General features: G+C 59.2%; 33 protein-coding genes. 16 read left to right on the plus strand and 17 right to left on the minus strand.

Translation table 11 applies throughout. The features are described 5' to 3' along the window. Positions 1-351: 351 nt before the first annotated feature. Positions 352-528, minus strand: a complete 177-nt coding sequence (locus ACP7BS_RS11365) for a hypothetical protein (protein WP_426238196.1) — start codon at positions 526-528, stop codon at positions 352-354. A gap of 212 nt (positions 529-740) precedes the next feature. Between ACP7BS_RS11365 and ACP7BS_RS11370 the strand changes: the two genes are divergently transcribed. Next, positions 741-1,607, plus strand: a complete 867-nt coding sequence (locus ACP7BS_RS11370) for a hypothetical protein (RefSeq protein WP_426238197.1) — start codon at positions 741-743, stop codon at positions 1,605-1,607. A 347-nt stretch (positions 1,608-1,954) separates the two neighbouring features. Here the strand turns inward: ACP7BS_RS11370 and ACP7BS_RS11375 are convergent, their stop codons facing one another. After that, positions 1,955-2,344 carry a hypothetical protein gene (locus tag ACP7BS_RS11375; protein WP_426238198.1) on the minus strand — a complete coding sequence of 130 codons (390 nt, stop codon included), beginning with the start codon at positions 2,342-2,344 and terminating at the stop codon, positions 1,955-1,957. 84 nt (positions 2,345-2,428) lie between these two features. Between ACP7BS_RS11375 and ACP7BS_RS11380 the strand changes: the two genes are divergently transcribed. Then, a complete protein-coding gene (locus ACP7BS_RS11380) occupies positions 2,429-2,692 on the plus strand; it encodes a hypothetical protein (RefSeq protein WP_426238199.1) in 264 nt (87 codons plus the stop codon). Positions 2,693-2,727: 35 nt separating this feature from the next. Here the strand turns inward: ACP7BS_RS11380 and ACP7BS_RS11385 are convergent, their stop codons facing one another. Continuing rightward, positions 2,728-3,222: a peptide deformylase gene (locus ACP7BS_RS11385; RefSeq protein ID WP_426238200.1), complete on the minus strand. Its 495-nt coding sequence runs from the start codon at positions 3,220-3,222 to the stop codon at positions 2,728-2,730. Between the two features lie 257 nt (positions 3,223-3,479). On the opposite strand from ACP7BS_RS11385, the gene mgtE reads away from it, so the two are divergent. The 3 genes from mgtE to ACP7BS_RS11400 all read left to right on the plus strand — a co-directional run bounded on the left by mgtE (position 3,480) and on the right by ACP7BS_RS11400 (position 7,568). Then, on the plus strand, positions 3,480-4,907 hold the full coding sequence (gene mgtE, locus ACP7BS_RS11390; protein WP_426230091.1) for a magnesium transporter: 1,428 nt from the start codon (positions 3,480-3,482) through the stop codon (positions 4,905-4,907). Positions 4,908-5,071: 164 nt separating this feature from the next. Then, on the plus strand, positions 5,072-5,458 hold the full coding sequence (locus ACP7BS_RS11395) for a MerR family transcriptional regulator (RefSeq protein WP_060638414.1): 387 nt from the start codon (positions 5,072-5,074) through the stop codon (positions 5,456-5,458). Positions 5,459-5,594: 136 nt separating this feature from the next. Then, entirely contained in the window at positions 5,595-7,568 is a 1,974-nt protein-coding gene (locus tag ACP7BS_RS11400; protein WP_426238201.1) for a PhoX family protein, read from the plus strand. 27 nt (positions 7,569-7,595) lie between these two features. Here the strand turns inward: ACP7BS_RS11400 and ACP7BS_RS11405 are convergent, their stop codons facing one another. The 3 genes from ACP7BS_RS11405 to ACP7BS_RS11415 form a co-directional block, all read right to left on the minus strand. Next, entirely contained in the window at positions 7,596-8,069 is a 474-nt protein-coding gene (locus tag ACP7BS_RS11405) for a methyltransferase family protein (protein ID WP_426238202.1), read from the minus strand. 3 nt (positions 8,070-8,072) lie between these two features. Beyond that, positions 8,073-9,080, minus strand: a complete 1,008-nt coding sequence (locus tag ACP7BS_RS11410; protein ID WP_426238203.1) for a heparan-alpha-glucosaminide N-acetyltransferase — start codon at positions 9,078-9,080, stop codon at positions 8,073-8,075. Between the two features lie 86 nt (positions 9,081-9,166). Continuing rightward, positions 9,167-9,859, minus strand: coding sequence for a DUF599 domain-containing protein (locus ACP7BS_RS11415; protein ID WP_426230095.1), 693 nt, complete (start codon positions 9,857-9,859; stop codon positions 9,167-9,169). A gap of 255 nt (positions 9,860-10,114) precedes the next feature. Here ACP7BS_RS11415 and ACP7BS_RS11420 point away from each other — a divergent pair, with 255 nt between their 5' ends. After that, positions 10,115-11,515, plus strand: a complete 1,401-nt coding sequence (locus tag ACP7BS_RS11420; protein ID WP_426238204.1) for an L-serine ammonia-lyase — start codon at positions 10,115-10,117, stop codon at positions 11,513-11,515. Positions 11,516-11,586: 71 nt separating this feature from the next. Beyond that, complete coding sequence (locus tag ACP7BS_RS11425) at positions 11,587-12,024, plus strand: DUF1489 family protein (RefSeq protein WP_426238205.1); 438 nt, start codon at positions 11,587-11,589, stop codon at positions 12,022-12,024. Positions 12,025-12,087: 63 nt separating this feature from the next. Here the strand turns inward: ACP7BS_RS11425 and ACP7BS_RS11430 are convergent, their stop codons facing one another. The 3 genes from ACP7BS_RS11430 to ACP7BS_RS11440 all read right to left on the minus strand — a co-directional run bounded on the left by ACP7BS_RS11430 (position 12,088) and on the right by ACP7BS_RS11440 (position 14,861). Continuing rightward, positions 12,088-12,354 (minus strand): hypothetical protein, encoded by a 267-nt coding sequence (locus ACP7BS_RS11430; protein WP_060505114.1) that lies wholly within the window; start codon positions 12,352-12,354, stop codon positions 12,088-12,090. Between the two features lie 84 nt (positions 12,355-12,438). Continuing rightward, the gene (locus ACP7BS_RS11435; protein ID WP_426238206.1) at positions 12,439-13,929 is read right to left on the minus strand and encodes a D-alanyl-D-alanine carboxypeptidase; all 1,491 of its coding nucleotides are present in this window, start codon (positions 13,927-13,929) and stop codon (positions 12,439-12,441) included. A gap of 197 nt (positions 13,930-14,126) precedes the next feature. Next, positions 14,127-14,861 (minus strand): hypothetical protein, encoded by a 735-nt coding sequence (locus ACP7BS_RS11440; protein ID WP_426238207.1) that lies wholly within the window; start codon positions 14,859-14,861, stop codon positions 14,127-14,129. Positions 14,862-14,999: 138 nt separating this feature from the next. On the opposite strand from ACP7BS_RS11440, the gene ACP7BS_RS11445 reads away from it, so the two are divergent. Further along, on the plus strand, positions 15,000-15,125 hold the full coding sequence (locus ACP7BS_RS11445; RefSeq protein ID WP_426238208.1) for a hypothetical protein: 126 nt from the start codon (positions 15,000-15,002) through the stop codon (positions 15,123-15,125). Between the two features lie 268 nt (positions 15,126-15,393). Here ACP7BS_RS11445 and ACP7BS_RS11450 read toward each other — a convergent pair whose 3' ends face one another. Continuing rightward, the gene (locus ACP7BS_RS11450) at positions 15,394-16,002 is read right to left on the minus strand and encodes a transglutaminase-like cysteine peptidase (protein WP_426238209.1); all 609 of its coding nucleotides are present in this window, start codon (positions 16,000-16,002) and stop codon (positions 15,394-15,396) included. 130 nt (positions 16,003-16,132) lie between these two features. Between ACP7BS_RS11450 and ACP7BS_RS11455 the strand changes: the two genes are divergently transcribed. From ACP7BS_RS11455 to ACP7BS_RS11465, 3 genes are all read left to right on the plus strand, one after another. Beyond that, the gene (locus tag ACP7BS_RS11455; RefSeq protein WP_426238210.1) at positions 16,133-16,357 is read left to right on the plus strand and encodes a hypothetical protein; all 225 of its coding nucleotides are present in this window, start codon (positions 16,133-16,135) and stop codon (positions 16,355-16,357) included. A 192-nt stretch (positions 16,358-16,549) separates the two neighbouring features. Next, entirely contained in the window at positions 16,550-16,936 is a 387-nt protein-coding gene (locus tag ACP7BS_RS11460) for an ester cyclase (RefSeq protein ID WP_426238391.1), read from the plus strand. Between the two features lie 82 nt (positions 16,937-17,018). Then, on the plus strand, positions 17,019-17,438 hold the full coding sequence (locus ACP7BS_RS11465) for a DUF1801 domain-containing protein (RefSeq protein WP_426238211.1): 420 nt from the start codon (positions 17,019-17,021) through the stop codon (positions 17,436-17,438). Positions 17,439-17,529: 91 nt separating this feature from the next. Here ACP7BS_RS11465 and ACP7BS_RS11470 read toward each other — a convergent pair whose 3' ends face one another. Together ACP7BS_RS11470 and ACP7BS_RS11475 are read right to left on the minus strand one after the other, a co-directional pair. Next, positions 17,530-18,138, minus strand: coding sequence for a PilZ domain-containing protein (locus ACP7BS_RS11470; RefSeq protein WP_426230102.1), 609 nt, complete (start codon positions 18,136-18,138; stop codon positions 17,530-17,532). Between the two features lie 90 nt (positions 18,139-18,228). Further along, the gene (locus tag ACP7BS_RS11475) at positions 18,229-18,873 is read right to left on the minus strand and encodes a PAS domain-containing protein (protein ID WP_426238212.1); all 645 of its coding nucleotides are present in this window, start codon (positions 18,871-18,873) and stop codon (positions 18,229-18,231) included. A 425-nt stretch (positions 18,874-19,298) separates the two neighbouring features. Here ACP7BS_RS11475 and ACP7BS_RS11480 point away from each other — a divergent pair, with 425 nt between their 5' ends. Further along, positions 19,299-20,033, plus strand: coding sequence for a rhomboid family intramembrane serine protease (locus ACP7BS_RS11480; RefSeq protein WP_426238213.1), 735 nt, complete (start codon positions 19,299-19,301; stop codon positions 20,031-20,033). A 254-nt stretch (positions 20,034-20,287) separates the two neighbouring features. Next, positions 20,288-20,716, plus strand: a complete 429-nt coding sequence (locus ACP7BS_RS11485; RefSeq protein ID WP_426230105.1) for a CBS domain-containing protein — start codon at positions 20,288-20,290, stop codon at positions 20,714-20,716. A gap of 72 nt (positions 20,717-20,788) precedes the next feature. Here the strand turns inward: ACP7BS_RS11485 and ACP7BS_RS11490 are convergent, their stop codons facing one another. From ACP7BS_RS11490 to folE, 3 genes are all read right to left on the minus strand, one after another. Continuing rightward, positions 20,789-21,763 (minus strand): patatin-like phospholipase family protein, encoded by a 975-nt coding sequence (locus tag ACP7BS_RS11490; RefSeq protein ID WP_426238214.1) that lies wholly within the window; start codon positions 21,761-21,763, stop codon positions 20,789-20,791. 213 nt (positions 21,764-21,976) lie between these two features. Continuing rightward, on the minus strand, positions 21,977-22,429 hold the full coding sequence (gene hisI, locus ACP7BS_RS11495; RefSeq protein WP_426238215.1) for a phosphoribosyl-AMP cyclohydrolase: 453 nt from the start codon (positions 22,427-22,429) through the stop codon (positions 21,977-21,979). A 24-nt stretch (positions 22,430-22,453) separates the two neighbouring features. After that, entirely contained in the window at positions 22,454-23,071 is a 618-nt protein-coding gene (gene folE, locus ACP7BS_RS11500; protein WP_426238216.1) for a GTP cyclohydrolase I FolE, read from the minus strand. Between the two features lie 340 nt (positions 23,072-23,411). Here folE and ACP7BS_RS11505 point away from each other — a divergent pair, with 340 nt between their 5' ends. The 3 genes from ACP7BS_RS11505 to ACP7BS_RS11515 are packed head-to-tail and all read left to right on the plus strand — an operon-like array spanning position 23,412 to position 24,782. Then, entirely contained in the window at positions 23,412-23,861 is a 450-nt protein-coding gene (locus ACP7BS_RS11505) for an iron-sulfur cluster assembly scaffold protein (protein WP_426238217.1), read from the plus strand. Position 23,862: 1 nt separating this feature from the next. Beyond that, a complete protein-coding gene (yidD, locus tag ACP7BS_RS11510) occupies positions 23,863-24,234 on the plus strand; it encodes a membrane protein insertion efficiency factor YidD (RefSeq protein ID WP_426238218.1) in 372 nt (123 codons plus the stop codon). Then, a complete protein-coding gene (locus ACP7BS_RS11515) occupies positions 24,231-24,782 on the plus strand; it encodes a DUF1697 domain-containing protein (RefSeq protein WP_426238392.1) in 552 nt (183 codons plus the stop codon). The genes yidD and ACP7BS_RS11515 overlap by 4 nt, the downstream gene beginning before the upstream one ends. 49 nt (positions 24,783-24,831) lie before the next feature. Here the strand turns inward: ACP7BS_RS11515 and ACP7BS_RS11520 are convergent, their stop codons facing one another. Together ACP7BS_RS11520 and ACP7BS_RS11525 are read right to left on the minus strand one after the other, a co-directional pair. Then, positions 24,832-25,179 carry a type II toxin-antitoxin system PemK/MazF family toxin gene (locus tag ACP7BS_RS11520; RefSeq protein ID WP_426238219.1) on the minus strand — a complete coding sequence of 116 codons (348 nt, stop codon included), beginning with the start codon at positions 25,177-25,179 and terminating at the stop codon, positions 24,832-24,834. Then, entirely contained in the window at positions 25,176-25,388 is a 213-nt protein-coding gene (locus tag ACP7BS_RS11525) for an antitoxin MazE family protein (protein WP_426238220.1), read from the minus strand. Before ACP7BS_RS11525 ends, ACP7BS_RS11520 begins: the two co-directional genes overlap by 4 nt. Between the last annotated feature and the right edge of the window lie 64 nt (positions 25,389-25,452).

Here is a 25,452-nt window from a genome sequence, read left to right on the forward strand (position 1 = left end):
CAAGTGCCAGTACATCCGTGGTCAAATACTGTGGGCGAGTTCTGTGAGCCAATATGGTCCATTGATGCGTCCATTTCAAGTCAATCGGAAGATCTAGGGAACTTGCTCAATATCCGCCGGGCCGCGAGTAGGCACTCCGTCCTCCGCATCTGTTGCCAGCAGCATCCCGCTGCCAATCATACTGGCAATTGCCTCGGTAGGATGGATAGGAACTGCCGCCGCCGCAATCGTTGTTTGCACAGACCGCCACTGCCGTACCGATGAGCGCCATTGCAACAATGGCAGCCGCTGCTGGTTTTGCTGTTGAACCATTGCCGGGCAGTCGTATGGATTGACGCCACGGCGGACTAATTAGGCTTCAAGATCCCTGCGAAAATATGGATCACCAGATTCAAGAAAGGTCCTGCACAGGGCACCCTTGCTTACGCCTTTTGGATTCTTTTGAAATTGCGCCTGTGTCGTCGAACAGCCAGACAAAATAGTAGGCACGCCGAGGGCGAGCCCCAGCGTTACAATGCGTATTTTCATTATTTCCCCCTGCAGGACGTCCCCACGCCCTAAGAGGGCAACGTGACAGATTGCACGTGTGAGTCAATGGCCGCCTTGCACCTATGCGCGCCAAATTAGGGCACTAGCCTGTGGGCATTCGAACTTTCGAAAGCCTAATCTGCAGCCGAAATGGACTCGTCGGACGTCAGCAGGCGTACTTCCACGACGCTAAACGCCAACTGGAAGAACACATGCAGGACAACATCAGGCAGATATCTCCTATCAGCATCGCAGGACTCGATGTTGGTGTTCCACCGACAGGAATGCCGATCTTCGAGCTCGTATATCCCACCGACCTCTTTGTTGATCCGGCCTACCAACGATCCATCGGGGAGAAAGGACTGACGCAGATCCGGCGCATCGTAGAGCGCTTCGACTGGGCGAAATACAAACCGCCGATTTGCGCCTACTCCTCGGTCGAGGGGCAAACAGTGTTAAAGGTCCTCGACGGGCAGCACACTGCGATTGCGGCCGCAAGTAATCCAAATGTCAGCCAGATCCCGGTGATGATCGTCGAGGCTGAAGATACCATATCCCAAGCGCAGGCATTTATAGGGCAGAACACCGACCGCTTGAATGTGACGACACTTCAACTGCACCAAGCTGCACTATCCGCAGCGAACGAAGATGCACAAACCCTCGAACTCGTGTGCAAACGTGCAGGGGTTAAAGTCATGCGGAGCCCAAACTCTTACAGCACGACAAACGGCGTCGTCGGCGCAAGGGAGACGATAGCCGTAAAATCAATTGAGCATTTAATTGGACGTCGGGGTACAAAACTCTCCCGGCAAATTCTTGAGGTTCTTGCAAATGCCGAGCGCGGGCCACTGACAGCGCCCCAAATCAAGGCGGTAGAGGTGTTGATGACTGACAGCCAATATACGGATGTTATCACACCAGAAGACCTGACGAGCGCAATCGTCGATCTCCTCTTTACAGCAGAGGACGAGGCAAAAATCTTTGCCGCCACACACAAAGTTCCATTCTGGAAAGCGCTCGCTATCACGTGGTTCAGGAAGTGCAAAAAAAGGCGTCAGATGCCGGCGCGAGTGGCTTGAAAGCCATGAACACCTGGCCCGCCCCGTGGGGAGGTTCTCGCCTAATCGGATTGGGAAATGTCAGTTATCCACAGGCGCCGAAAAGTGTGGATGAATGGCGCTGAGGGCGAGAACAGAACCTGTCCGGGTGTTGGACCACAGAATGGTAACCTATTGATTTCTATTGCCCCCAAAAGCGCGCCGTTGGACCACGGGAGGACCGGAAACTAAGGCTTTGAGCGATTATTGCGAGTCTTCTCGACCGCACCATTTGGCTTTCAAGCCAAACAAGAAACCCGCTTTTTGCGGGTTTTTTTGTGTCTTTTGAATGGGTTAGTCTCCGCGTCGGCACAGACCCAAAAAAGTGATCATTCGTTGGTGCGATGGGCTGTTTGCGGCGGTCGTGGCGTCAATCTGTGTTCGGCGCTGGGAGAGGCTGCCTTATATCTGACGGCGATGACGAGAAGGATCAGAATAACGGCTGCAACCGGCCAGAAGTCGGTGGCCTGATCCCAGGACCAGTTCCAGATTTCGTAGGCACGAAGGTGCGGCGGCCGCATGTGGACGGAGACTTCGAAATCACGCTTTTCCCGCCCGTGAAAATGCCCCGAGGCAAAAGCCAGGCCGATGATGAGCGCGATACGGCGCTTGAAGAGCACGAGGCCGAGAGCCGTGACGACGGCAGCAATACACAATGCTTCGACGATGTGCCCGAGCCAGTCAAAATTGTCTTGAATATACTGCCAGTTTAAATTCATGTGGTTTGGAACGCTTGCCGGCGGCTCTGGTTCCACCCTTCGCCAGCTTCAAGCTGCAACCGCGGCGCAACGGGAGATTTGGTAATGGCCGATGACCTCAAGGATCTGCTGATGCTGGTTTATGATGCGGGAGCCGAAAATGTGCCCGCATCGGAGATCGATTGGCATCAGAATCAGATGCCGATTTTGATGCGGGCCTTGAACATGGGATATGTTCGCTATCGCGAACGCGCCGGCGCGAAGCATTTCTACCTGACCAAGGCGGGATATTCTGCGATCGGCATCGAGCCGCTGAGCTATTCCCCGGCGGCTATTCTGAGCGGCTGGTTCCGCCGCGTGTTCGGCTGACGCATTGCGGCCGGGAATAGAGCGGCGGTTCCGGCCTAATCGCTGTTTTTCTCCAGTTTTGCAAAGCGTTTGATCGCCCGGTCGCGTTTCAGCCGCGACAGTTTTTGCAGCCAGAAGACGCCGTCGAGTTGGTCGATCTCGTGCTGAAGGCAGATGGACAACAAGCCGTCGGCGTCATCTTCCTTCACCTCACCACGTAACGTCTGATAGCGCACGCGCACCTGGCTCGGCCGGATAACGTCTTCCGTTACTCCCGGCATCGAGACGCTGCCCTCCGCATGCGCTGTGGTTTCAGTCGATGACCATGTGATTTCCGGGTTGACGTAGATTTTTGTGCCGGACGGAGCATCGAGCTCGATGACGGCCAGGCGTTGCAGCACGCCGATATGCGGCGCGGTGATGCCGATGCCGGGCGCTGCGCGCATGGTGTCGAGCAGGTCTGCCGCCAGCGCCGCGTCGAATTGCACCACGGCACCGGCAGGCATGGAGAGCCGGGGATCTGGAAAACGCAGGATCGGTCGTCGGGACAAGGGTTGCCTCCATCGCTTTTCAATCCGCCAGAGCTAAACATTTCGCATGATTTTGCAACAGCTTGCGCAAAAACGGCGATACGATCAGAGTAGCAGCGTATCGGGTTGTGGACCTCACGGGTTTGTTCAGCTAGCAGGATTGGGCGGTTCGGATCTTCAAGCGGGCTGCGTCCACCGGTCGATGACATTGCCTTCCTGCTCCCGTCCGGTTTCACGCCGGCGTCTTGGATGGCTGCAATTCTTTTGAGGGCAGGCACATGAGCAGTACCGGCGACCAGGACAGAGACCGCAATTCCCCCGACGCCGATATGTATGACGGCTCGGATATCTACGCCGAAGACGGTTCGGTGCGCTCCGACTATCTGATGCATGTCGGTGCTGCCATTGCCGATCGCGATCTTCTCTACCTGCGCCAGCACGTTGCGCGCCTGCACGCGTCCGAAATGGGCGACCTCCTGGAGGCGATACAGCAGGATCAGCGCCGGGCGCTGGTTTCGCTGCTGGGTGACGATTTCGATCTGTCGTCGCTGACCGAGGTCGATGAGGCGATCCGTCTCGATATCGTCGAACACCTGCCCAACGAGCAGATCGCCGCAGCGCTCGGGGAAATGGATTCCGACGACGCCGTCTACATTCTGGAGGACCTCGACCAGGAGGATCAGGAAGAGATCCTGTCGAAACTGCCGTTTACCGAGCGGGTGCGGCTGAGGCGGTCTCTCGATTACCCCGAAAGCACGGCCGGTCGCCGCATGCAGACGGAGTTCGTCGCGGTGCCGCCATTCTGGACGGTCGGCCAGACCATCGACTACATGCGCGAGGACGAAAACCTTCCCGAGAGTTTTACCCAGATCTTCGTCATCGATCCGACCTTCAAGTTGCTCGGCGCGCTCGATCTCGACCGCGTGCTGCGCACCAAGCGCTCGGTCAAGATCGAGACGATCATGCGCGAGACCAACCATCCGGTGCCGGCCGAGATGGACCAGGAAGAGGCGGCGCAGCTGTTCGAACAATATGACCTTCTGTCAGCCGCCGTGGTCGACGAGAACAACCGCCTGGTCGGCGTTCTGACCATCGACGACGTCGTCGACGTCATCCAGGAGGAAGCCGAAGAAGACTTGATGCGGCTTGGCGGTGTCGGCGACGAAGAGCTGTCCGATTCGATCGGCAGCACGTCGCGCTCGCGCGTGCCATGGCTTCTGGTTAATCTCTTCACGGCATTTCTCGCCGCTTCGGTCATCGGCTTGTTTGAGGCGACAATCCAGCAGATCGTTGCGCTTGCCGTGCTGATGCCGATCGTTGCCGGCATGGGCGGCAATGCCGGCTCGCAGACGATGACTGTCACCGTGCGCGCGCTTGCCACCCGCGATCTCGATATTCACAATGCCTGGCGCATCGTTCGCCGTGAGGCCGGTGTCGGCCTGTTGAACGGGCTGTTGTTTGGCGTGCTGATCGGTGTCGTCGCCGGTGCCTGGTTCCAGGATTACAATATCGGCGGCATCATCGCGGCTGCGATGCTGATCAACATGATTGCTGCGGCGCTTGCCGGCATCATGATCCCGCTGCTGCTTGACCGGTTTGGCGCCGATCCTGCTGTCTCTTCGGCGGTTTTCGTCACGACGGTCACGGATGTCACCGGCTTTTTCGCGTTTCTGGGGCTTGCCACCTGGTGGTTTCGCGTCACCTGACGGTCTGGCAAAGTTTGACTTTTACGTCAAAGTCAACCAAGCTGCCTTTTGACATCGTTGCAGCCTGATATCTGGCCTTGCACCGGTGCGACACTTCAACCGCAGTGGCACTATCAGGCGTATGTCGCCCGATTTTCGCAATTGCGGCGCAAGGCGAGGCAGGCGTGAACAAGTATTATACCATTACGGAGCTGACGCGGGAATTCGGAGTTTCGACCCGGACTCTGCGCTTCTATGAGGACGAGGGGCTTATCCATCCGGAGCGGCGCGGCAGGACACGATTGTTCCGCTCGGCGGACCGCCGCCTGATCATGGAAATCCTGCGCGGCCGCCGTATCGGTTTCACCATCGCCGAAATCCGCGAAATCATCCAGGTCTACCGGGATCCGCCGGGCGAGGCCGGTCAGTTGCGCCTGCTCATGAAGCGTGTCGAAGAGAAGCGCGACGAACTCAACCAGAAGCGCAAGGACATCGAGGAAACGCTGGAAGAACTCGGCAATGTCGAGGAGGCCTGCCTGACCCGTCTGGCCGAAATCGGCGTCGGCACCTGATCATCTGGGGCTCTTGCTGGTTCGAGTGTAAAACCAGCTAAACCGAACGCAGCCGCCCAGAGGCGCAGTCTTGTGCGTCACAGCACGTTCACGGCTGCATGCCATATCGCCTTCGTTACAGAAATCGGAGGCTTTCATGTCAGACCGCCAGAAAACCCGCGCCCGGCCGAACCCACGCCGCGCGTTTTCTTCATCCTACGGTGAAATTCTTGCCGAGGGTGTCAATCGCCGCACGGTGCTCAAAGGCCTTTTCGGATCCGCCGCCATCGCCGCCGTCGGCCATGGCTTTTCGGCACGGCCTGTGCAGGCCGCAAGTCCATCAACATTGACGTTCAAGGAATTGCAGCGGGTCCGCGATACCGCCGATCATTGGCCGGAAGGTTACAGCCGCCAGATTGTTGCCCGCTGGGGTGATGCGCTGTTTCCCGATAGCCCCGCGTTCGACATTGCCAGTCTCGACGGCAAGGCGGCGGAGCGCCAGTTCGGCTATAACAACGATTTCACGCAGTTCCTGCCGCTGCCGCAGGGCTCGGCATCGTCGGACCACGGCCTGATGGTCGTCAGTCACGAATATGCCTCGCCATTCCTGATGTTTCCGGGCCTCACCGATGAGGATTATCGCGAAAAACTGACCGACGACCAGATCCGCGCCTTGATGGGCTGTCTCGGGATCAGCGTCTTTGAGGTGGCAAAGACCGGCAGGGACTGGAAGATCGTTCTCGACAGCAAATACAATCGCCGTATCCATATGGGCACGGAGATGGACATATCCGGCCCGGCTGCCGGCGACGACCGCCTGAAGACCAAGGCCGACCCGACCGGAAAAAAAGTCTTCGGCACGATCTCCAACTGCAATGGCGGCATCACGCCCTGGGGCACCATGCTGTCGGGCGAAGAAGGCGCGATGGACGTCTTTGCCGGCGATTACAAGACGCTGCCCAATCAGGAACTGGTGGAGCGGCAGGGCTGGGACGAAGACGAGAACGACATCTACGCGGTCAGCCGCGTCGATCCACGTTTCAAGTTCGAGGAAGAGCCGAACGAATGGATGCGGTTTGACTGGGTGGTCGAGATCGATCCGTTCGATCCTGAGGCAAAACCGGTGAAGCGCACGTCGCTCGGCCGCATGACGCATGAGGGTGCGCAGGTGACGGTGGCGCCGGATGGCCGCGTCGTGGTGTTCATGGGCGATGACGACGATTTCGAATATCTCTACCGCTTCGTCACCCGCGATCCCTGGAACCCGGCAGACCGGGCGGCTAACAAGGACCTGCTCGATAATGGAACCCTGTCCGTCGCCAAATTCGCAAGCGACGGAACCATGGTCTGGTTGCCGCTGGTGGCAGGACAGGGGCCTCTGACGGCGGAGGCAGGTTTTGCCACGCAGGCCGATGTCGTGCTCAATACCCGCGCTGCAGCCGATCTGGTTGGTGCGACGCCGATGGATGCGCCCGAAGGCTTCGTGCCGCATCATGGTACGGGAAAGCTCTACGTTGCAATGACCGAAAACGAGGACCGGCTGGCCGCTGGCAAGGGCGGCGAGCGTGAAACCGTCAATATAGCCAATCCGCGCGGACCAAATCCGCATGGACACCTGCTCGAACTCGTTCCGCCGGGTGCGCCGGACAAGCCGGATCATGCCGCCGACACGTTCACATGGGATGTCTTTGTACTTTGCGGCGATCCGGCAAAGCCCGAGGATGAGGCGATGTTCAATCCTGCGACGACAGCGTCGGGCTGGTTTACCGATCCCGACAATCTCGGCGTCGATCCGGCTGGACGGCTTTGGGTGACCACCGATGGCCCGCCGCCGGAAGGCATCGCCGATTCGCTGTATGTGATGGACACCGAGGGACCGGGCAGGGCGTTGCCAAAACTATTCTACATCGCCCCGGTCGGCTCAGAGTGCTGTTCGCCGACCTTCACGCCGGATGGCACGGCTGTCTTCGTCTCCATACAGCATCCGGGTGAACTGCGATTGGCCGACAATGAAGATGCAACGGCGATCGCCGACGCCGGAACCGCCTGGCCGGATTTTGCCGATGGCATGCCGGCGCGCCCGTCTCTGATCGTCATCACGCGCGACGACAAGGGTGTTGTTGGTAACTGAAGCCGTAACGTATCGAGGCCGGTGGGTTCAGATCCACCGGCTGGTGGTGCGGCAATAGCGTTCGAACTCGAAGCCGAAGCGCGACAGGAGATGCCGCTCTTCGTTGCGGACGGCAAACAGCGTCATGATCGCAACGGCAGCACTGGCCATGATGAAGAACCAGGGATTGAGCGTGATCAGGCCGAAGCCGACCATCATCAAGGTGTAGCCGAGATAGATCGGATTGCGGGTGAAATGGAACGGTCCGCAGGTGACCAGATGCGACGAACAGCGATGCGGCATCACCGCCGTGCGCCGTTCGATCAATGTCTTCACCGCCCAGACATCCAGACAGACGGCCAGGATGATCAACAGCGAGCCCGACAGCCAGGGAACCCATCCATGGCCGTGCATGACCGCGATCGGCAATGTCCGCCCCAAGCCGACCGCCCCCGCAAACGCCGCCATATAGAGAAATGGAGGCCAGGGGTAGGTCAGCGGCTTGGCGCGATAGGCGTTCATATCCTATTCCTTGGGTTGTGACTCCATGGTGCATTGCCGGGCGATTCGCGCAATGCGCTCATCCGTCTTGACGTCGATTTTGCCTTCGTTCAGCGGCTCGAAGAGGTTCTCTTCCATCAGCTTGTCCAGTGTGCAGCCGCAGAAGGTGGTGCAGAGCGCCGCGTTTTCCTGCAGGCTGCAGGAGGCCACGCAATTGTTTCGATAAGTCTCGACCGGATCGGGCTTGGCCGCCGGGAAAACCAGGGAATAGGCAAAGACAAGGGCAAACAACAGCGGCTGGTGCACCAGGTAGATGATCAGGCTGTGACGGCCGGCGGCAGTCAGGATCGTTTTCCAACGCGCGCTGCCATCGGAACGCAGTTTTTCAAACCACCCGAAGCGGAGCGCAATGCGGGCGCTGGCGATACCAACAAGGAACGGTGCCAGCCAGGGAAGCAGCGGCACGTAATCGTTGGAGCGCGGCAGTATCTCCGACAGTCCGACCCACCAGAGTGCCGGCGTGTCGAAAATGTCCGAGCGCAGGTAGAATGGTGCCGCAAATGCTGCAGCGGCAGCGAGAAGCGTCAGGATGGCGGGCAGGCGCAGGAAGAGGAGACCGATCAGGCTTGCCGCGGCAATCGAATGCAGGATGCCGAAGAAGATGAAGCTGTCGGGAAAGGCAAACCAGGTCGCGATGGTGATGACCAGCGCGGCTGCGGCGATCTTGGCAAAGCGGATGGCGAAGGGCCGGGGCTTGAAGACCGGATAATGGCCAAGCACAAGGCCGATGCCTGCCAGAAACAGGAAACTGCTGGCGATCATCCGTGCGTAGATCTTGAAACCGCCGGTGCCGACGGTTCCCGGATCGAGATAGCCGAAATACTCGAGATCCCAGGAGAAGTGATAGGTCGCCATCGCGATCAGCGCAAATCCGCGCAGCGCATCGATCGCCCAGATGCGGCCACGCCGTTCTGTGGCGACCGGCGGTGCCGTCACGGTGTCGGTTTCGGTGGCTGCGTTGGGTATGGACATGGCTCTATCTTTTCGAATGGCGGGATCATAGCGCGGCGAGCTTGCGTCAGGCGCAACGCATAGCAGGGTCTTTCCGCCCAAGACTTTCAGGGGTTTGTGTCGTCAAGAAGGGCTTCGCGCGCTTCCGAATAGAATTGCCGGCGGGTCAACACGAAAATGACGAAGACCGTCAATGCGATGAAGACATAGGGACTGATGAACCAGCCGAGATAGCCGATCGACAGGAAGACGCTGCGCAGGCCGGCATTGAAATGCTTGGCAGCAAGAATGTTCATCCTGGCGGCCCGTCCGGCGGCCCGTTCGGCGCCTTCGCGATCCTGCATGATGTCCGACATCATCGGAATGCCGCCGACGAGAATGGAGCAATAATTGAACAGGCGGTAGGACCAGGCGAATTTGAAGAAGGCGTAGGCGAACAGGCAGGCAAGGCCGCCGACCTTCAATTCGAACGCCGTGCGCCCGCCATGGAACACATAGGGCAGGTCGCTCATGATCGCCTGGACCTGGTCGGTGGCGCCCAGAAGCGCAAAGCAGCCGCCCAGCGCAAAGATCGTCGTCGAGGCGAAGAAAGCGGTTCCCGCCTGCAGTCCGGCGACGATCTGCGTGTCGATCATCTTCAGGTCGCGATTGAGGGAGTTGAGCAGCCAGCGCCGGCGGTTCTCCATCATCAGGCGCGTCAGGGAGATGCGCTTGAGTTGCACCTTGCCGTCCGTGGCCCAGTTGTAACCGGTCCACAGCAGCGCAAAGACCGCCAATGCGATATAGTCTGTCAGTGTCATGCCTCGTTTTTGGCATGCTTTGCCGAAATTGCAAGGTATCGCGAAAGTTTACCCCGCCCCTTGAAATCCATAGCCGGGCATGGCGACTTATCAACGAGGAATCGTGCTACAGCCACCCAGCAACCGCCCGTGTCGCACGCATGCGAGTGGATGTCGGTTGATCGCCTGATGGCCAGCGCAGTATGGCCTAGTTTCGATGCAATGATCGTGGTCCGGCAATCTTGTCCGGTCCAGCAGTCCCGGGGCGGAGTTCGCATGTTTCTTTCGGTTTTTGATGTCTTCAAGATTGGTATCGGCCCCTCCAGTTCGCACACGATGGGCCCGATGTCGGCGGCGAACCGCTTTCTCGACCTGATCCTGTCGAGCGACTGGCCGCGCCCCGTCAATGCCACCGTCACCTCGATCAAGTCGAGCCTGCACGGTTCGCTGGCCTTTACCGGCATCGGCCATGGAACGGGCAGGGCGGTGATCCTCGGTCTGATGGGCGAGCGCCCGGACCGTGTCGATCCCGACCGGATGGATCCGATCATCGACGAAGTCGAGCGCACCGGGCGCATCACCCCTGCCGGGCATCCTGCGTACGAATTCCAGCCAAAGACCGATCTTGTCTTCGACAAGAAGGTGCCGCTGCCCGGTCATGCCAATGGCATGTCTTTTTCCGCCTTCGACAAGGACGGACGTTTGCTGTTGAAGCGCGTCTATTATTCGATCGGCGGCGGCTTCGTCGTTACCGATACGGAACTTGAAGCGATGAAGGCGAGCAAGACCAAGCCGGGCGGCGTCAAGGTTCCCTATCCTTTCTCAACCGCAAAGCAGATGCTCGATATGGCACGGCATTCCGGCCTGTCGATCGCCCAGATGAAGCGTGCGAACGAGGAATGTTCGATGTCCGCGGAGGATCTGGACGAAGGCCTCGACCGCATCTGGGCCGCGATGAAAAGCTGTATCGACCGTGGACTGACAGGTTCCGGAATCTTGCCCGGTGGCTTGAAGGTGCGCCGCCGCGCCGGCATGATCCATGACAAGCTGCAGGACGAGTGGCGCTCCAACAAGATCAATCCCCTGCTCGCCAACGACTGGCTGAGTGTTTACGCCATGGCGGTGAACGAGGAAAATGCGGCCGGCGGCCGCGTCGTCACTTCGCCGACCAATGGCGCCGCCGGCGTCGTTCCTGCGACGATCCGCTACTACCTGCATTTTCATGAGGATGCCGATCATCACGGCATTCGCGACTATCTGCTGACGGCGGCTGCGATTGGCGGCATCATCAAGTTCAATGCCTCGATCTCCGGTGCCGAAGTCGGCTGTCAGGGAGAGGTCGGCTCGGCGTCTGCCATGGCGGCGGCCGGTCTTGCCGCCGTCATGGGTGGAACGCCGGAGCAGATCGAGAATGCGGCCGAAATCGCGCTGGAACATCATCTCGGCATGACCTGCGACCCGATCGCCGGTCTCGTCCAGGTTCCGTGCATCGAGCGCAACGCGCTGGGGGCGGTCAAGGCCGTTACGGCAGCCTCCCTGGCGCTCAAAGGCGACGGTCAGCATTTCGTGCCGCTCGACGCCTGCATCGAGACGATGCGTCAGACCGGTGTCGACATGCACGATAAATACAAGGAAACGTCGACGGGTGGCCTTGCGGTCAACGTTGTCGAGTGCTGACGGGCACCGATCTGTGGAACGGTCGAGAACAAGCTTGACCGCAACCGCTTTGCGGGTGTTCAACTCCGGCCATGGCCTTGCATCTCATCAAGCTCTGCGTCGGCGCAGAATCGATTGACGACCTCCGCGAATGGGTGTCGCGCAAAGCATTCACGGCCGTTGCCGCCGGTCTGCAGCCGCATTCCTACCACACCACGCGCATGGTGCCGAAGCGTGTCGAGGAACTGCTGGACGGCGGATCGCTCTACTGGGTGATCAAGGGGCAGGTGCAAGCGCGCCAGCGGCTGACCGGCATCGAAACCTTCACCGACGGCGAGGGCATCGGCCGCTGCAACCTGATCCTCGGCCCGGAAGTCATCGAAACCACCTATCAGCCGCGCCGGGCGTTTCAGGGCTGGCGCTATCTCCAGGACAATGAAGCGCCGCGCGATCTGTCGGCATTGGGCGCTGGAACGGCGGACATGCCGCTCGACCTGCGCCGCGAACTGGCTGAACTCGGCCTCCTCTGAAAGCTGAGATCAAAATGCAAAAAGCCCGGCAGAACCGGGCTTTGATCGTTTTCCATGACGTTGTTACCGGATCCGCAGCCGGATCGGATAGCGGCCGGATGGCGACGTCACATGCACATGGATTTGTGCGTCCGGCTGTGTCGAGCGCCATGCCCGTGCCCCATGCGTCAAAAGCAGCGTCACCAGATCCTTGGTCTTCGACCGGGGGCGGCTGCCGAGTTCGGCGATCCGCATGGCGGCTTCATGCAAGGGGTGCAGGCCGGACCGCGGTGACTTCCGCTTCTTGTCCGGTGCGGGCGTCATGCCCGATCCATTCTCATTCATTCCCATAACTAACCTCGTTACGCAAAACCAAATCCGAGGAGGATCAGCGGTAAACACAACACGCCGCTGATCGAAACTTGTGTGCTGTTGTTACTGCAGGCTGGCCCAGCAGGCGAAGCCCTTGCTTTTCAACGTCTTGCAGGCGGATAGAGCCTTGTTCTGATCGGAGAAACCGCCGAAGCGCGCCCGGTAAAGATGGCCGTCTCCGCTGGCGAAAGCCACCGTGAAGGGGGTTGCGCCGCGCAGCACCTTGCCGCCCTTGTCCTTGGCGTTTTCAAGCAATGTCATCGCCTGGCCCTTGTCCGGCGTCGCACCGATCTGGATCACCCAGCCGGCCGGCGCATTGTCGGCGACTGCAGCCGTTTCGGTTGCCTGCTTGGCAACGGAATTGGTGATCTGATTATCGACATCGGCAGCCGGGACCGCCTTGGCAAGCTTGCGGCTCTGTGCTTCCAGCGTATTCGGCATGATTTTCTGGCTCACCAGTGGATTGGTGCTGGCCTTGACCGGTGCTGCATAGGCAACTTCGATGCTCTTCGTGGTTTCGCCGCTGTAGCGGAAATCCGGCACCGGGCCATTGTTCGGCAGATTGAAGCTTCCGCCGGTGGCGGCAACGACGGTTTCTGCCTGCTCCGTTTCGGCAGGCTGGGTCACAGCCTGCGCCTGCATGGTGGGTGCATCCGCAGTTTCGGCAACGAGGTTGCCACCGCCACGGCGCGAGGCGGCCGGCATGTACTTGGCGACGAGGGCGCGCATCTGTGCGTCGCGGGCGCCACCGGACTTGCCGCCCAGAACGACACCGACGATGCTGCGGCCGTCTGCCTGGGCCGAGGTTACCAGATTGAAGCCGGCAGCCCGGGTGTAACCGGTCTTGATGCCGTCAACGCCGCGCACATTGCCAAGCAGGCGGTTGTGGTTGCCGATCGTCTGCTTGCCGAAGCGGAAGCTGCGGGTGGAGAAATAGGAATAGTATTGCGGGAAATGCTGGCGAAGCGCCATGCCGAGCCGGGCCTGATCGCGCGCCGTCGTCATCTGCGCGTCGTTCGGCAGGCCGTTGGCGTTGCGATAGGTGGTGCGGGTCATGCCGAGCGCACGGGCCTTGTTGGTCATGATGCGGGCAAAGCGGTCTTCGGAGCCGCCGAGCAACTCGCCGAGTGCGGTTGACGCGTCATTGGCAGAGCGCGTTACCAGAGCAAGGATCGCCTGTTCCACGGTGATCGCATTGCCGGAACGCACGCCAAGTTTGGATGGCGGTTCAGCCGATGCATTCTTGGAGAACGGAACGGGCGTGTTCTTGTTGATCTTGCCGGCTTCGAGTGCCTCGAAGGTCAAATACAGTGTCATCATCTTGGTCAGCGACGCCGGATAGCGCAGACTGTCGGCATTTTCGCTGTACAAAACCTTGCCGGTCTTCGCGTCGACCACGATACCCGCATATTGCGCGGCAAAGGCGACGGGAATTGCCGTGAACGTGGCGGCCAGCGATACCAGAAGTACCCGGCATGCCTTCCTGAAAAATAGCACGGGGGAATATGGAGCGGAGCCGTTGAATATGGATTTGGACACTACACTACTCTTCATTCTATTTTCACAGATGCCGTCCGGGGTGGCCTCCAGAAACGACTGTTCTCGAAACTCTATCGGGATAGCGTTACCAATCGGTTTATGATGAATGATTGGTTTCTGCTGTCTGACGTCTTCTTTGCATTTTGGTACAGCCGGTCCACGGGCGTTGCGTTCGGGAAATCAGGCTGATGACCGGGGGGGCTGACGGATATTCAAGGGACCAGTCTTTTGTTCAGGAATGTTGTGATGGCGGTGTCGATGGCGTGCCATTGTGGCAGCAATTGGCTGGAAAACCGGTAAAGCACAACAAGATCGCGGCCGATGTGAATATCGCGCTGGCAATCGGCGCTGCTCGACAGGGCAGGTGTTGCCGGCATCATGCAGCGCACGGCGTAAGGCGTATCGCCATCCCGGTTCGCGGTGAAGAAGACTTCCTGGCCGTAGCCGGAGTTCTGTTTCATCTCGTGACGCACCAGCCCCGCCGGACCCGGCAGCATTTTACCGCTGAAGAGATGCCGGTAGATCGGCTCGATCCGCCCCGACATGTCGCGTGACATCGTGCTCTGAGAAATATCGAGGAAAAGCAGCGATTGCGGCTTGTTGACATCATTGAAAAGAGCGCGCGTCCCGTCGGTATATCCCTGCAGCCCTGGCCACGTCAGGTAGAGATCGACACGGTCGGCGCGGCCGGTCACGCGCTGTTGTTCGAAACGGATGAAATTGGAGGAAATCCGCAGATGATCCTGCCCGATGAGGATATCGGTGGGCTCCGTGCTGGTCGTGTGCCCGGCCAGCGCCAGGCTTTCTCCATACCAACGGCCGGCAAGGCTGATCGTTGCCGTCAAGGCTGCCAGTCCAACGACGGCAGCCGTCAGCATGGAGACGAAGCGTGTGGAGATCAGCGGAGCGTGATCGTCATGGCCGGCGGCTGCGGAGTTGGCTGTCATGGAGGGTTCGCGGTCTTACTGTCGTTACAGGCGGTATCGTCGCCCGGCTGGCTTGCGCCGGTATGAAACATGGGAGGTGGCACGGAACTTGCGGAGTGAAGAAGCATCGTAACGCTGGCGCAACATGGTTAATTTTCGATGAATGCAGCGGCGTTCTTCGTTCTGCTTGTTGCCGGTTTCGGCACTTCTTTCCTCGTGCCGGATATCAGCCGCACCACGGCGCGGCCTTGGCCGATGGGTGAAGGGACAATGGCCGACCGGTGAAGTTTTCCGCTGTCAGCCGAAGTCGCCATTGCCGGTATGATCGCTTTCGGCCCGGCCTATCGTTACGGCCGTCGTCGCCAAAAGTGTCCGGTTATTGCCAACAGATGGTCCGTTGCGCTTCGGGCAATAGAAAAAGGCCGGTTCCGGGGACAGCGGAACCGGCCAGCAGGGCCTTGGTCTGGGACGGGGATGGGGACTGACCGAAGCCCTTTTTACGCGCAGCCCGGGCATCCTGAGCCGGGCTGCGAATGTCTGGCATGCGGCCGCCTTACTGGCTGACGCTACCGACAGCCACGGTGCGGCCGTCCTGAAGCTTTACCCAGCGGCCGGAATTCTGTTCCGACTGGCGCTTGAGATAGGTGTATTCGGTCTCAGACCACAGCAGCACCTTGTTGCGCATGTTGTCGAGCACGAAGTCGCCGCGATCGGTCCGCACGGTGAGCACGGCATGGCCTTCGCCATTCGGCTGCAGGACGACAGTGATCAAAAGGTCTGAGGGCGAGAATCCGGCCTGCAACAGGCGCTTGCGTTTCAGGAGTACGTAATCTTCGCAATCGCCAACCTTGTCCGGATAGGCCCAATACTCTTCGACGCCGTAGATTTCCTTGTCGGTCAGCGGCGCCACGGATTCGTTGACGTCGTAGTTGACCTCGAGAATTTTCTTCCACCCTTCGCGGGTGAGGGCCAGAGGTCCGTCGCTGCCAGGGTTGGCGCGGCATTCCTGCGGTTGGCTCCGGCAGAACTCGTAGTGTCCGACTGGCGGATTGGTGGCGCCGCTGGTGATCATGTTGGCGGGCAGGGCAAAAGCCGATTGTGCCGCTGCCGCAGAAAGAAACGCGCCGATGAGGCTGGCCTTCAGGAATGATGTCGTTGTCATGCTTGTCTCCCCGTTCTGGAGTGACAATGACACCGAGTTTTTTACTGCTCGCGAAAATTGGAAGTAAAATAAAGTACAAAACAAATTGAAATAAGTAGAAAATTCAAATTAAACTTGAATAAATATCGAGATGTATTTGATTCAAACTTATATAAAATTTGAGGAATTCCCGTATTGGCTCAATGCCGTTAAGCCGGGCGAAACCATCTATCTCGCGGAGAACATGTTGGTTTCAGGAGGTAAACCACGTTCTGCGCAGGACGATCGCGGCGGCGACGTGGAACAACCACGCATGCCGAAAGAGAGAGGCAACCAGCCGTTTGCACTTCATTTACCAAAGCAGCTGCCGATTTAAGCTGAAAAATGCTGGGAAATCGGAAAAAAATATTCTCTATTTCGGCACGAGAAATTGCGGCTGGATCGTGTGTTCGCCAAACCGGCACTGATCTGGGCTAGAATTTGTATCATATTGGGTCGCATCAACCGCAGGGCGGCGCTGGCTATCCGGACTGTTGGCCGGCAACGCGAAAAACGGGAGACAGGTGCCGTGACGAAAAATGCCCTTTCGGATGTCTACAAAGCCTATATCGCCTGTCTGAACATGCAGGATTGGCCCAACCTGGGGCGGTTCGTTGGGGATGAGGCTTGCCGTAATGGCCGGCGGATCGGCTTGGCAGGTTATCGCAGCATGCTCGAATGTGACTATCGCGACATTCCGGACCTGCAGTTCAACATTCAGCTGCTGATCTCGGATCCGCCTTTCATCGCGAGCCGGTTGGTGTTTGACTGCACGCCGGTAGGGACGGTCCTGGGGCTCCCCGTCAACGGCAGGAGAATCTCCTTCACCGAGAACGTGTTCTACCAGTTCCAAGGCGGCAAGATTGCCAATGTCTGGTCGGTTATCGACAAGACGGCGATCGAGGCCCAACTCTAACCAGTGCGTGCGCCGTTGCCGGCGTCGGTGTCCTTGGATAGAATTGTTCTGCAGGCACAGGCTCAAGTCGAGGCACGAAACCATGACGCCATCGGAAAATATCGACGCGCTGATTGACGGTCTCACCGATTGGCGCGGCGCGACACTCGCCAGCCTGCGCAAGGCCATTCTCGAAGCTGATCCGGACATTATCGAGGAATGGAAGTGGATGGGAAGCCCGGTCTGGTCTTGCGACGGCAACATGGTGGTCGGCAACGCCCATAAGGAGAAAGTGAAGCTGACCTTTTCCCACGGCGCCAGCCTTCCGGATCCGGACAATCTGTTCAACAACGGTTTCGCAGGAAAGGTCTGGTGGTCGATCGATGTTTTCGAGGGTGATACGATCGATCCGCGTGCTCTGACTGAGCTCATTCGTTCGGCTGCGGCATACAATCGGAACAAGAAGGAGAAGAAGGCGAACGCTGCTCCGCGTCCGAAGGCGCAAAAGACCACGCAGGTCTGACACTGTCGCTCCATCCTGTGCCGTCTATTGTTTGGGGGATTGATGGCGTGCCCGACGCAACGCCGGTCGTTCCGGCGAAGGCGCGGCGGACCTAAAGAAATTCGCGCAGAGCCTCACGCGACTGAATTCCGAGGAATTCGATCGCCACGCCTTCCTGGAAATGACGCACGACGCGGCCCTTCATGCTGCCGAGCAGAATGGCGGTGCCGAGTGGAAGCCGGGTTTCCATATCGACGGCGGCCCCTGACAGGGACAGGTCGATGATCCGGCAGACATATTTGCTGCCGTCTTCCAGGGTGATATCGGTGCGGGTCTTGCGCGGCGCCAAACGGTCGTGGCGCCGGTCCTCCGGCAGGCCCAGTTCGTGCTTATTGGCAATCCAGGTCAGCTGCGCCGCCAGCTTTTCGCGCTTGCGGTCGGTGGCGTTGATCTGGATGACGAAAGCATTCTCGGCAAGCCGTGACACCGTGCCTTCCAGGCGGCCGACATGATCGACATAGGCGATGATGCGTTCACCGGCCCGCGGCCGGGCATCGCAGGTGAACAGCACGTCACCCGGCGACATGTCGATGGCGGTGCATTCGAATTCGTCGTGGTTGGCAAGCATGAGGCGGCCAGTCAGGTTCACCGAGACACGCTGGAAAGCGCCTTCGTTGTGCTGCTTGGGGCCGGCCGTCTGCGATTGCTGAAACGAATACATGACCACACTTGTGCGATGTCCATCCAAGCCACAGCTTTACCTTCTTCCAGTTAACAGAAGGTTTTTTTGTATGCCTGCATTCGAGCCGTATTAATCCCTGCGGCCGCCCTCGAACACCCGGAGATGAAGCACGCGGCGGATGGCGCTTGCGATGCCGTGATCGGTCATCGGTTGGCGGCCCGGCAGCGGGCGGGAGGCGGGCAGGGGCTTTTCCGGCCGGTCCTGCAGAAACAGGTTGGTCTTGGCGATATCGAGGACGCGAATGCCGCCAAGATCGAGATAATTGACAGGCGTGGCCTCCAGCCAAAGCGGCCTCGACAGCGGCACCAAGGCGCCGATGATCCGGTCCACGGCTCCATCCGGTGACCGCAACGGCAAAAGGATGATTTCGGTCGGCAGACGGTCGGCGGTGCCGGCAAGGGATGATGCCGAAAGAACGACCGGCGTTTTCTGCGCCATCACATCACCGGCGATGCGGGCAAGACGGCCGGTTTGGTCGGCAAGCCACAGCGCATCGAATGTCGAGCCACGCAGTTCGCGGGCAAACAGCGCACAGATGCGCGTGCCGGCAAGCCGGAAGCGGATATCGCCACGCGGTGTTTTTTCCAGGATGAAGAGATCCGGCAGGATGTTGCGAATATGACCAGGCTCGATCTGGCTGCGGGCCGGCACCTCGCGATGCCCGCGCAACTCGTCCCAATAGGCGTAGATCTCTATGGCGGTCTTGCTGCGCATGCTCTCATTCCATTCGACACATGTTTGTGCCGCTTTGGCACATCCGGGGACAAAAACACGCCCGTAGGGATGACACTGCGATTTCCGTGCCAGCGCGATATTAAGGTTAATGTTTGGTTTAGATTGAAAGCGTCCGGCTCCGATGGCATGACAGGACATCACTTCACGAAGGGTTGCCTTCGGCACACTGACTTAGGGCTCGGGTTTTTTGGGGGCTCACCGGCCGTTCAGTTTTTGACTGGACGGCCTTTTTTTCGCCGGAACATCTGGGTTCGAACTTGCAAATCCTGTTGATTTGATTTCCGCCCGCAAGCTATGCGAACAAGTGCCGCGCATCTCGCCGCTTTTGACGGGACCGTGAATCGTATAGAGCGAGACATGTGAGCCCGGTTGAGGATGAACCGGCGGAAGGAATCGTGAGCAGCATGACAGACCAAACCGACGGCGCGACGCCGCCGCAGGGCGCTGAAGCCGGCAATGCAGTGCGGGTCAGCGAACCGGCCTTCAACCTGCCGTCAGGTCTTGTCGCCATGCTGGCGCTGCTGGTGGCCATCCATGTTGTGCGCACCTATTTGCTGTCGGCTGCGGTTGACAGCGAAGTGATCTTGAACTTCGCGTTCTGGCCTGCCCGGTATGATCACCCTCTGGCGGATCAGAATTATGCCTGGCTCTGGAGCCCCCTGACATATTCCCTGCTACATGGCTCCTGGGAGCACCTGATCTTCAACGGATTCTGGATGGTGGCGTTCGGCGCCCCGGTTATTCGCCGGATCGGACCGTTGCGCTTTCTGCTTTTCTGGTGCCTTTCGGCTGTCGCCGCAGTCGCGCTGCATGTGGCTTTCCATTGGGGCGAAACCATCTTTGTCGTTGGCGCCTCCGGAGTGGTCGCCGGCCTGATGGGCGCCGCAGCGCGGTTCGTCTTTTCTCCCAGCGGCCGCATCAGCAGGCAGTTTGCCCATCTCAACCGCCGCTTGACCGTCGGCGAGGCGTTGTCGAACCGTTCGGTCGTGGTTTTTACCGGTATCTGGTTCCTGACCAATTTCCTGATCGGCCTCGGCGTCTTTGCCTTTGGCGGGGCTGGGGGCATTGCCTGGGAAGCGCATATTGGCGGCTTCCTGTTCGGCTTCCTGCTTTTTGGCCTTTTCGATCTGCGCCATTGAGCTTTTTAAACCGTCGCCGCCTTTCGAAAGATTGACGATGTCACCGACAACGCTTGATTTTCGCCGGTCTGTAGCGCACCATTCACCTCCGAAGGTGCTGAATCGAGCGGAGTTCGGTTTGGTGCCAATGGGCAGATAACGCGACAGGAATGATGTCTGTCTTGCGAATTGGTCCATAACCGCAGCGCGAGGAGCGCCCATGCGGTTCGCCAATATCCCGGTCAGATGCAGGTCGCTGAAACGGGAGGGTTTGAATGTCTGTTAAGGCAATATTGAACGAAAAAGGCCGTCAGGTGGTGACGGTCGATCCGCAGGCAAAAGTGCGCCAGGCGGTCGCCTTGCTGAGTGAAAATCGTATCGGTGCCGTCATCATCGTCAAGCCGGGCGACAAGATCGCCGGCATTTTGACGGAACGCGACGTCGTTGCCGCCATGGCCAAGTTCGGTGCCGACTGCCTCGACAAGACCGTGTCCGCCGTCATGTGGTCGAAAGTGCATAGCTGCACCGAGGACATGAGCATCGACGACATCATGGAGATCATGAACAACATGCGCGCCCGCCACCTTCCGGTGGAAAAGAACGGCCGCCTTGTCGGCATCGTCTCGATCGGCGATGCCGTGCGCCATCATATCCGGGCGATCGAACACGAGGCCGCGCAGATCAAGGCCTATATCGCTGGCTGATCTGACCATGGCTGATAAAAATGCCGCGCTGCCTTAACGGCCGCGCGGCAGATGCCGACTTTGACGCCGGTGTTATCGCAGCATCACATCCTGAAGCCGCTGCAATTCGCTGAGCTTGGATTTGGTTTCGTAATAGCCGCGATCGATCGCCTCTCCGGCACGGTGAAACTCCGAAAGGCCGATATCGTTGAGCTTGGGATGCAGGGCCAGATCCGGCGGGTCACCGGCAAGGCGCGCCCGCGATATACGATCCTGGATGATGTTGAAGGCCTGGACCATGACGCTGGTCATGCCCAGCCGTCCTGCCTGGCCTTCCGGGTGCTTCGGCCTCGGCGGCTGCTCGGCCGCATGGCTTCCCGCATTGTGCTTGATGACGGCGGAGCGGCCGTAAAGATCATAGTTTAGGTTGACGGCAACGACCAGCTGCTGCTCGTAGGCGCGGCAGACCGATACCGGGACCGGATTGACCAGCGCGCCGTCCATCAAGGTGCGATTGTTGCATTTGACCGGCTCGAAGATGCCTGGCAGCGCATAGGACGCACGGATAGCCGTGATCAGCGAACCCTGACCGATCCAGACTTCATGGCCGGAATTGACCTCGGTCGCCACAGCCACGAACGTCCGGTCGAGGTCTTCGATCGACATGTCCTGCAGGTGTTCCTGCATGCGTTTCGTCAGCCGCAGCCCGCCGAACAGGCCGCCACCGCCGATGGCGAAATCAAGCAGGCCGGCAATGCGGCGCATGGTCAGAGAGCGGGCGAAGGTTTCAAGCTCGTCGAGCTTTCCAGCCAGATAACAGCCGCCAACCAGCGCCCCGATCGACGTTCCGGCGATCATGCCGACTTCGATACCTTCCTCGTCCAGCGCTTTCAAAACGCCGATATGTGCCCAGCCGCGTGCAGCTCCGCCACCAAGCGCCAGCGCTATCTTGGATTTCGGCGGTTTGATTTGTTCGGACGGGGGAGGAGCCGCCAGAGCGTGGGAAGGTCCGCCGGGCACTGAGGCATCTGCGGTGATACCGCTACGATTGAATGTCCAGTTCAACATCCGGCACCTCCATGCCGCAGAACACACTGTTACAGGCCGTCACGTCTCGCATTACTGCTGTGCAAGCGCATGCCGTAAGAACTTACTCTACAGGATGGCGTTGCATGCCGGGTGTTCCCGGCGGAACGCATCCTCTTTGTCAAGATTACGCTCCCAGTTTGGTTGCGAAATCGTGAATCCATCCAAAAAGCTGAGCCAAAAAGCGTCAGATGATTAATTTTTGCGGTAGATCTCGTCAGGATGGAAATGAATTTCGGTATCAATGATATTGAGTGACGTGACACCATCCTTGGCGCCGACGACACGATAAAAGCATGAGCGCCGGCCGGTATGGCAGGTTGCGTCATGGCCAGCCACACGGACTTTCAGCCACAGTGCATCCTGATCGCAGTCGGTGCGGATTTCTTCGACTGTTTGCAGGTTACCGGACGTTTCGCCCTTTTTCCAGAGGCTCTTGCGCGAACGGCTGTAATAGTGGGCGATGCCGGTCTTAATGGTCAGCGCCAACGCCTCGGCGTTCATGTGCGCCACCATCAAAAGCGTGCCGTCGCCGGCATCGGTGACGACGGCGGTGATCAGCCCATTGGTGTCGAAACGGGGCGTGAAAGCGGAACCGGATTCCAGTTCCGCCTTGTCGGTGGACGGGCGGTCGAATTCAAGTGTCATCGGAAAGGCTCCGGTTGACGGAGCTTATTTGAAGCCCCGCAGCATGGTCATGAAGCGGGCCTGTTCGGCGGGCTCGGTCTTGAAGGCACCGGTAAAGGTGGTGGTCAAAGTGGTCGAGCCCTGCTTCTGGACGCCACGCATCGCCATGCACATATGTTCGGCCTCGATCATCACGGCAACGCCGCGCGGCTGCAGCGTGTCGTCGATCGCCTTGGCGATCTGCGCCGTCATGGTTTCCTGGGTCTGCAGGCGGCGCCCGAAAATATCGACGACGCGGGCGATCTTCGACAGGCCGAGCACCTTGCCGTCCGGCAGGTAGGCGACATGCGCCTTGCCGATGATCGGAACCATATGATGTTCGCAATGCGAGAAGAAGTCGAGATTTCTGACCAGCACGATATCGTCGAAACCACCGACTTCCTCGAAGGTGCGGCCCAGCACGTCCTCGGCAGCAAGGTCATAGCCGGAAAACAGTTCCTTGTAGGACTTGGCGACACGGGCAGGGGTATCGAGAAGCCCTTCACGGGCCGGATCGTCACCAGCCCAGCGCAAGAGAACGCGAACGGCGTCCTCGGCTTCCTTTTGGCTCGGCCGGCCATCAGTCGTGGTCACAGCGGGAAAATTCTTGACTATGGCGTCCATAATGGCCTCTTGGCGTAACAAGCGTTACTTGACGTTTATCTTTTCGGACAACTCGCCATTGGCCATTGACCTGACGTTTTCAGGTCTGGTTTCCGTCGGCGGGCTCCGGGGCTTTCAGATTTGCAGAGGTTAAGGGCTCTGGATCATCCGGCACGGTTTCCCAAACAACAGGCAACTGTTCGCTCTTGCGAACCTGTCGCCCCCACACGACATACCATATAATATGCCGGGATACATGTGGAAGGGGCGCAGATGGAGACACTGTGTTTTTTTCTGAGATACGATAGAAAATCATGCGCGGATTACCTGAAAGCGCGCAAAATGCATCGGATCACGTCGAATGATGGATGAAATCTACAATAGTCGGATACTGGAATTTGCCGGCAATATCCCGAAAAGCGGCACGCTCAGCCATCCCGACGCGGAGGCCAGCGCCCATTCCAAGCTCTGTGGCTCGAAGGTGAAGATCGGCTTGAAGATGGACGGCAACACGGTTACCGACTTTGCCCATGAGGTGAAAGCCTGTGCGCTCGGACAGGCGTCATCCTCGATCATGGCCCGCCATGTCGTCGGCGCCACATCCTCGGAAATCCGTCAGGCGCGGGAAGACATGCTGGCGATGCTGAAGGCGGACGGCGAGGGGCCATCCGGCCGTTTCGCAGACATGCGCTTCCTCAAACCCGTCAGGGATTACAAGGCCCGACACGCCTCGACAATGTTGACCTTCGATGCCGTCGTCGATGCGATCGGCCAGATCGAAGCCGCGCGCCTGGTCAAGGCTGCCGGCTGAAATGTGCGGCGAACCGGGATGTCAGGGCCATGAGACCGGGGACGTCAGACGGCCCTATTCGGGCCGCAACTATGCGGGGCCATTTCGAAAGACACCCGGACGTTTGTTCGGCATGGCCTTCATCCGGCTGTACCAGCTGACGCTGTCCGGCTTCATCGGCAATTCCTGCCGCCACATCCCCACCTGTTCTGAATACGGCTACGAGGCCATCGCCCGCCACGGTTTTTGGCCGGGCGGCTGGATGGTGTTGTTCCGATTCATGCGCTGCGGGCCGGGGGGAACGAGCGGCCTCGATCCGGTGCCGGAAAGTCTCGCGCCGTCGAAGCATTGGTATACGCCATGGCGGTATTGGCGGCCGGCGGCGGCGCAATGACGGTCTATGTCGCGCTTCTGCATAGCATCGTGCTGGGCACTGGGCGCCGTGTGGTAATGTCGGAGCTTCGGGCGATGGCCGAAGGGCTCGGCTTTCGCAACACCCGTACGCTTGTATCGACCGGAAACCTGGTCTTCGAGACCGCCAGCGAACCGGTCGCGGTGATCGAGGCGCGGCTCGAGGAAGGGTTTTGCCGGCATTTCGGAAAACATGTCGATATCATTGTCCGAGGCGCCAGTGGCTGGAAACGGCTTGCCTGCCAAAATCCATTTCCCGAAAGCGACGGCAGCGTTGCCGTCGTGCGCGTCATGCGCCAGCCACTCACCACCACACATCTCGAAAAACTCGAAAAGATCGCCCCGCCGGAGCTGCGCCTTGCCCTGGTTGACGGCGATCTCTGGATCGATTTCGGCGGAAAGCCGAGCGAAACGAAGCTTCTATCCCATCTGACGGCGAAGAAGCTGGGCGTGGGTACGCTGCGCAACGCCAACACCGTCAACGGACTTAACGCGATGCTCGATGCGATGCCGGACGCAAAAGGCGACTGACATCGGCAAGCGGGTCTTGCGGCCGGTCAATGGCCGCGCCTGCGAGGCTTTAATTTTGTTGCTTCATCGAGCCAGCGAGCCCGAAGAAGACCAGCAGGCCACGGTTTAGCCGCAGCATGTCCTCGTCATCGAGCCGCCCGATCTGCCGTCCGATTTTCGATTTCGGCACGGTCGTGATTTTGTCGACCATCAGGCGGGATACCGCAACAAGGCGGTTGCGTGCGCTCGGCGCGACAGGAAGCCGAAACAGTGGCGCTTCGGTTTCGTCCGATGTGAACGCACAGATGGTTATCGACGCCGTCGAATCGAAATTGTCGTCCTGGATGATGACGACCGGGCGCGGTTTGCCCGCATAATCCGCGCCGCCGGCAACGGTCCAAATGTCACCGCGCCTCATTCATTGCCCGGGTCATAGACCGCATTGATGAAGGCCTGATCGTCTTCGGCCTCGGCGCTTTGCGCAACCGCAAGCGACTGGCGGCGCGCCTCGGTCTTGAACGAAGGCGAGCGCACATCCGGTACCCAGATCTGAATCGGCCGTAGGCCTTGAGCGCGCAATCGCGCCCGGTATTCACCGACTTTTACACGTGAGGGTTTTGAGGGCATGGAGGTTCTCTCAAAATACTGGTTACATGTAACTTAGCAGAAAAGCAGGCTGATTCAATCATTG

The organism is Pararhizobium sp. DWP1-1-3, assembly GCF_049896125.1.
GTDB lineage: Bacteria > Pseudomonadota > Alphaproteobacteria > Rhizobiales > Rhizobiaceae > Pararhizobium.